This window comes from Micromonospora sp., from assembly GCF_048594385.1.
GTDB lineage: Bacteria > Actinomycetota > Actinomycetes > Mycobacteriales > Micromonosporaceae > Micromonospora > Micromonospora wenchangensis.
Window position 1 is genome coordinate 1 of record NZ_JBMDWU010000125.1, and the last position, 5008, is coordinate 5008.

The 5008-nt window shown below is 73.0% G+C and carries 6 protein-coding genes; 2 read left to right on the plus strand and 4 right to left on the minus strand.

Features of this window, described 5'->3' with window-relative positions:
* Window positions 1–551: 551 nt before the first annotated feature.
* Window positions 552–845 (minus strand): SCO4848 family membrane protein, encoded by a 294-nt coding sequence (locus ACOJTC_RS06210; RefSeq protein WP_420116123.1) that lies wholly within the window; start codon window positions 843–845, stop codon window positions 552–554.
* A 185-nt stretch (window positions 846–1030) separates the two neighbouring features.
* Here ACOJTC_RS06210 and ACOJTC_RS06215 point away from each other — a divergent pair, with 185 nt between their 5' ends.
* Together ACOJTC_RS06215 and argS are read left to right on the plus strand one after the other, a co-directional pair.
* Entirely contained in the window at window positions 1031–1576 is a 546-nt protein-coding gene (locus ACOJTC_RS06215; protein WP_420116124.1) for a PRC-barrel domain-containing protein, read from the plus strand.
* A gap of 527 nt (window positions 1577–2103) precedes the next feature.
* Window positions 2104–3822, plus strand: a complete 1719-nt coding sequence (gene argS, locus ACOJTC_RS06220; RefSeq protein ID WP_420116125.1) for an arginine--tRNA ligase — start codon at window positions 2104–2106, stop codon at window positions 3820–3822.
* A 49-nt stretch (window positions 3823–3871) separates the two neighbouring features.
* Here the strand turns inward: argS and ACOJTC_RS06225 are convergent, their stop codons facing one another.
* The 3 genes from ACOJTC_RS06225 to ACOJTC_RS06235 all read right to left on the minus strand — a co-directional run.
* Window positions 3872–4375: an SRPBCC family protein gene (locus tag ACOJTC_RS06225; protein ID WP_420116126.1), complete on the minus strand. Its 504-nt coding sequence runs from the start codon at window positions 4373–4375 to the stop codon at window positions 3872–3874.
* On the minus strand, window positions 4372–4737 hold the full coding sequence (locus ACOJTC_RS06230; protein ID WP_420116127.1) for a metalloregulator ArsR/SmtB family transcription factor: 366 nt from the start codon (window positions 4735–4737) through the stop codon (window positions 4372–4374). Before ACOJTC_RS06230 ends, ACOJTC_RS06225 begins: the two co-directional genes overlap by 4 nt.
* Window positions 4738–4786: 49 nt before the next feature.
* On the minus strand, window positions 4787–5008 hold a 222-nt coding region (locus ACOJTC_RS06235), incomplete at its 5' end, for a hypothetical protein (protein ID WP_420116128.1).

Consider the following 5008-nt stretch of genomic DNA (forward strand, 5'->3'; position numbering starts at 1 on the left):
TCCCAGCCAACCAAACCCGAAGATTCGGCCAGCCCGGGGTATAAAACAATTGGCACTGGCTTTACAAGCACCCTGTTGAGTTCTCAAAGAACAACCACACACCAGCCAAACCACCGCACCAACGGCAACCCGACCGGGGTATCTCGTTCGTCGCGCCCCGCGCTCTCGCGCCTGGCACTTTTACTACGTTACCTCACCGTCTTCCCCGTGTCAACCGGTGTGTCCCGGTGTGTCACGCTTCGTACGGCCTTGCTCCGCTGAGCGCACGCAGCGGCTAGCGCTGCGATTGATCATCGGATTTGGCAGAACCGGCCGCTGCGGTCTCCCGCATGCTCGCCCGGTGCTCTGCCGGTCGACAACCTTACCCGGTCGGTTCCGCCCGGCCAAATCCGCCCTGCGGCGTTCGGCTAGCCCCACCCGGACCGCGTCGTCCTGGAGATAGTGCCCCCGACGACCCGGTGCCACACATCGGATTCGAACCCGGGGCTTTTCACCCCGTTTGCCCGTTCCGCGCTGGCAGAGAGAAAGTTACGCGGCCTCAGGTTTGATCGTCAAATCCGCTGGTCATCGGCTTCCGCGCCGCCCGGCTGAACTCGGCGGGACAGGCGACGGGCCGCCCGCCACCCCCGGACGCCGAGCACGCCGGCCGTGGAGCCGATGGCCAACGAGGCGGCGATGAGCAGCGCGTGGATCCAGAGGAAGCCGGTCGGCGCGCCCATGCCGACCGCATCTCCCGACCAGGCCCGCGTGTCGTTCCAGATGGCGAGCCCGAACCTCGGCCAGATCACCCAGGTCCACACCCCGACGCCGACCAGGAACAACGACCAACCCCGCGACAACACCATGGTCGACGAGTATCCCAGCGCCCTGCCGCCTACCGGCCCACCCCCACTCCCGCCCCCGACGGCGGTTCCCGGACCACACCGTGTTGATCAAGAGGTTTGCGTCACCCTCGGGGACATCCGTGACGCAAACTTCTTGATCAACACGGTCGAGCGACGGACCGAGCGACGGGCCGATTGGCGGTCACGTGGCGGTCGGGGCGGGGCGGGTCGAGCCCGGCCGGATCTGGTGGCCGGGTTTCCGCTGGTGGGGGTCGGGGCACCTGGCAGGGGTCGACGACGAGGTGGAGGTGGCCCGGATGCAGCCGTTCAACCCGTGGGCGTGGCGTGACCCGGCGGCGCTGGCCGGTGGATACGACCAGACCGAGCCGGGTGAGCGGCCCGACCGGGAGTCGCACGACGGACCGGACGCGCCCGGCCCGGGCACGCCGCTCGACCTGACCGGATACCGGGTGGAGGCGACCGACGGGCGGATCGGCGCCATCGACGAGGCGAGCGAGGACGCGGGTGCCCGCTGGCTGGTGGTGGACACCGGGCCGTGGATCTTCGGGCGGAAGGTCCTGCTGCCGGTCGGCACGGTCGCCCGGGTGGACCACGGGGACCGGGTGGTGCACGTCGACCGGAGCCGGGAACAGGTCAAGGACTCCCCGGCTTTCGATCCCGAGGACGGTGCCCGGCCGGACTACCGCGACCAGGTCGGCGACTACTACACGCAGAGCTACCGCCGGGGCTGACCGGCGGGGACCTCGGCGGCATCTCGGTGGGGGTCGAGACCCGCCGACGGGCACCGTGGTCGTTCCGGTGCCGGCATGCCCTGCAAAACGAGACCGATCGCCTCGCCGGCCGGGTCCGCCCGACGGGCACTCGCGGGCGGACCGGCCCAGGCCGGGACCAGGCCAGGACAGGCCGGGACGGGACGCATCGGTAGGGCGACCGACCAGGCCGGCACGGGACGGAACGTGGCCAGCAGAGCCGACCCGCCACGCCGGGACCGGACGCGGCCGGCAGGGCCGGACCAGCCACGCCGACGGTCCGGTACGCTGCCGGCATGACCAGCGCGACCGCTCAGCACACCCGGACGTCGTACGACGTCGTGGTCGGTGCGGAGCGACGCCGGCGATCCGTCGCCCGCCCGCGCTGACCCATTCCCCTGCGACCGGCGGATCGAGCCGCCGGTCACCACCGCTGTCCTCGGTCCGTCCGCAGGCTCCCCCGTCCGGGGATCCGCCTGGCTGACGGATCCGAGCAGATCGGCGTACCAATGGATCTTGAAAGGTTGCTCACCGACCGGCTGACGCCCGCGTTCGCCGCCGTGGCCGGCGAACCGGTCGCGCCCACCGTGCGGCGCTCGCCGCGGGCGGACTTCCAGTCCGACGCGGCACTGGCGCTGGCCCGGCGGCTCGGTCGGCCCCCGCGCGAGATCGCCCGGGCGGTGCTGGACCACGCGGTCCTCGACGACGTCTGCGCGGTGGCGGAGGTCTCCGGACCCGGCTTCGTCAACCTGACCCTCGCCGACGGGGCGCTGGCCGGGATGGTCGCCGCGCTCGCCGGCGACGAGCGGCTCGGGGTGCCGGTGACCGGCGAGCCGGAGACCGTGGTGGTCGACTACTCGGGGCCGAACGTGGCGAAGGAGATGCACGTCGGGCACCTGCGCTCGACGGTCATCGGCGACGCGGCCGTCCGGGTGCTGGGCTGGCTCGGACACCGTGTCGTCCGAGTCAACCACCTGGGCGACTGGGGCACCCCGTTCGGGATGCTGATCGCGCACCTGGTGGACCTCGGTGAGGCGGAGGCGGCGCAGGAGCTGTCCATCGGCGACCTGGACGGGTTCTACCGGGCGGCCCGGTCGAAGTTCGACGCCGACCCGGCGTTCCGGGAACGCGCCCGGCAGCGGGTGGTCGCCTTGCAGGGCGGCGACCCGGAGACCCGCCGGCTGTGGCGGCTGCTGGTCGGGCAGTCCCAGCGGTACTTCCTGACCGTGTACGAGCTGCTCGACGTCACCCTGACCGCGGCGGACTTCCGGGGCGAGAGCGCGTACAACGACCGGCTCGGCGCGGTGGTGACCGACCTCGACCGGCTCGGGTTGCTGACCGACAGCGCCGGGGCGACCTGCGTCTTCCCGCCCGGGTTCGTCGGACGCGACGGCGTCGGGCTGCCGTTGATCGTGCGCAAGGGCGACGGTGGGTTCGGGTATCCGGCGACGGACCTGGCGGCGCTACGGCAGCGCGTCGACGAGCTGGGCGCGACCCGCCTGCTCTATGTGGTGGGCCTGCCGCAGCAGCAGCACTTCGCCATGGTGTTCGCGGTGGCCGGGCAGGCGGGTTGGCTGCGTCCACCCGTCCGGGCCGAGCACCTCGGCTTCGGCTCCGTCCTCGGCCCGGACGGGCGGATGCTGCGCAGCCGGGCCGGCGGGTCGGTGAAGCTGGTCGACCTGCTGACGGAGGCGGTCACCCGGGCGACCGCGCTGGCCCGGACCCGCAACCCGGACCTGGACGAGGCGGCGGCGGCCGAGATCGGCCGGGCCGTCGGCATCGGCGCGGTCAAGTACGCCGACCTGGCCACCGACCGGACCCGTGACTACGTGCTCGACTGGGAGCGGATGCTCGCCCTCGACGGCAACACCGCCCCCTACCTCCAGTACGCGTACACCCGGACCCGGTCGGTGCTGCGGCGGGCCGGTGCGGTGCCGGGGGCGGCGACCGTGGTGCTGCTCGGTACCCCGGCGGAGCGGGCGTTGGCGCTCGAGCTGCTCGGGTTCGCCGGTGTCGTCCCCGAGGTGGCCCGGACGGCGCAGTTCCACCACCTCGCCGGCTACCTGCACCGGCTGGCCACCCGGTTCAGCACGTTCTACGAGCGGTGTCCGGTGCTGCGGGCGGACGGGGAGCTGCGGGCGAGCCGGCTGCTGCTGACCGACCTGACGGGACGGACCCTGCGGCAGGGACTGGACCTGCTCGGCATCCGGACGCTCGAACGGATGTGAGCGCGACGCCGGGGCCGCGCCGGGTCGACCGGACGCGGCCCCGGCGGGCTCAGGCGGCCGGACCGCGCAGCCCCTCGTAGTACGGCTTCATCGCCGGGTAGTAGTCGTCGAACCCGGCCTTCGGGGCGTCCGTCCCGGCGGCCACCAGCAGGTCGAGGTAGTACTCCCAGCCGGGGCCGATCTCGCCGACGTGCTCCTCGCTGTCGAGGTGGTGGGTGAACCGCAGCTCGGTGCGGCCGGCCGTCTCGGTGAGCAGCAGCTCGATCCGCCAGCCGCCCGACCCGTCGGCCGCCGACACGGCCAGGTGCCGGGGCGGCTCGCAGATCTCGATCCTCAGCTCGGTCCACGGGGCGTCGTCCTCGAACACCATCTGCAACCGGATCGTCCGGCCGGGGCCGGCGTCGCCCTCCCACGGGCCGAACCAGCGGGCGGTGCGCTCGGGTTCGGTGACGCTCGCCCAGACGTCCGTGACGGGGGCGCGGAAGGTGCGTACCAGCACCAGGTCGGTGCCGGTGGCGGTACGGAACAGCCGTCCGGTGGGGGTGCCGGTCACGCGGTTTCTCCTCTGGCTCGGTCCGCCCGGTTGTGGCGCGCGCGGCGCTCCCGGCGGGTGCGGTGGACCTCGGTCTCCAGCGCGTCGAGGTGCTGCGCCCAGCCGCGTGGGCGGCGGAACCGGGCGAGCCAGTCGGCGAGCTCGGTGAACCGGTCGGCGTCGAGCCGGTAGCGCCGTTGCCGGCCCACCAGCTCGCTGCGGACCAGGCCGCTGTCCCGCAGCACCCGCAGGTGGCGGCTGACCGCCGGCCTGCTGATCGGGAACCGGTCGGCGATCTCCCCGGCGGGAAGGTCGCCGTCGCGTAGCAGCTCGAGGATGTGGCGCCGCACCGGATCGGATATCGCCGCCGCCACCTCGTCCACCGGTAAAGCGTAACCTATGGGGTACGCGTTACCGGTCGGTCCCCACCCCTCAGCGCAGCGGGGTGGGCGTCAGGCGCACCCCGGTGATCTGTTCGTAACGGGCCCACCGGTCGGCGGCGAGCTGCGGGTGGGTGGCGCGGCCGCGCAACGGCGCGAAGGTGGGCTCGGCGCGGCGGAAGCGTCGGCCGGGACCGATGTGCCGGTCGGTGGGCGCGGTCGGGACGGTGGCGGCGAAGAGCATCGGGGCGGCGGCCTCGTCGAGTGGGCGGCG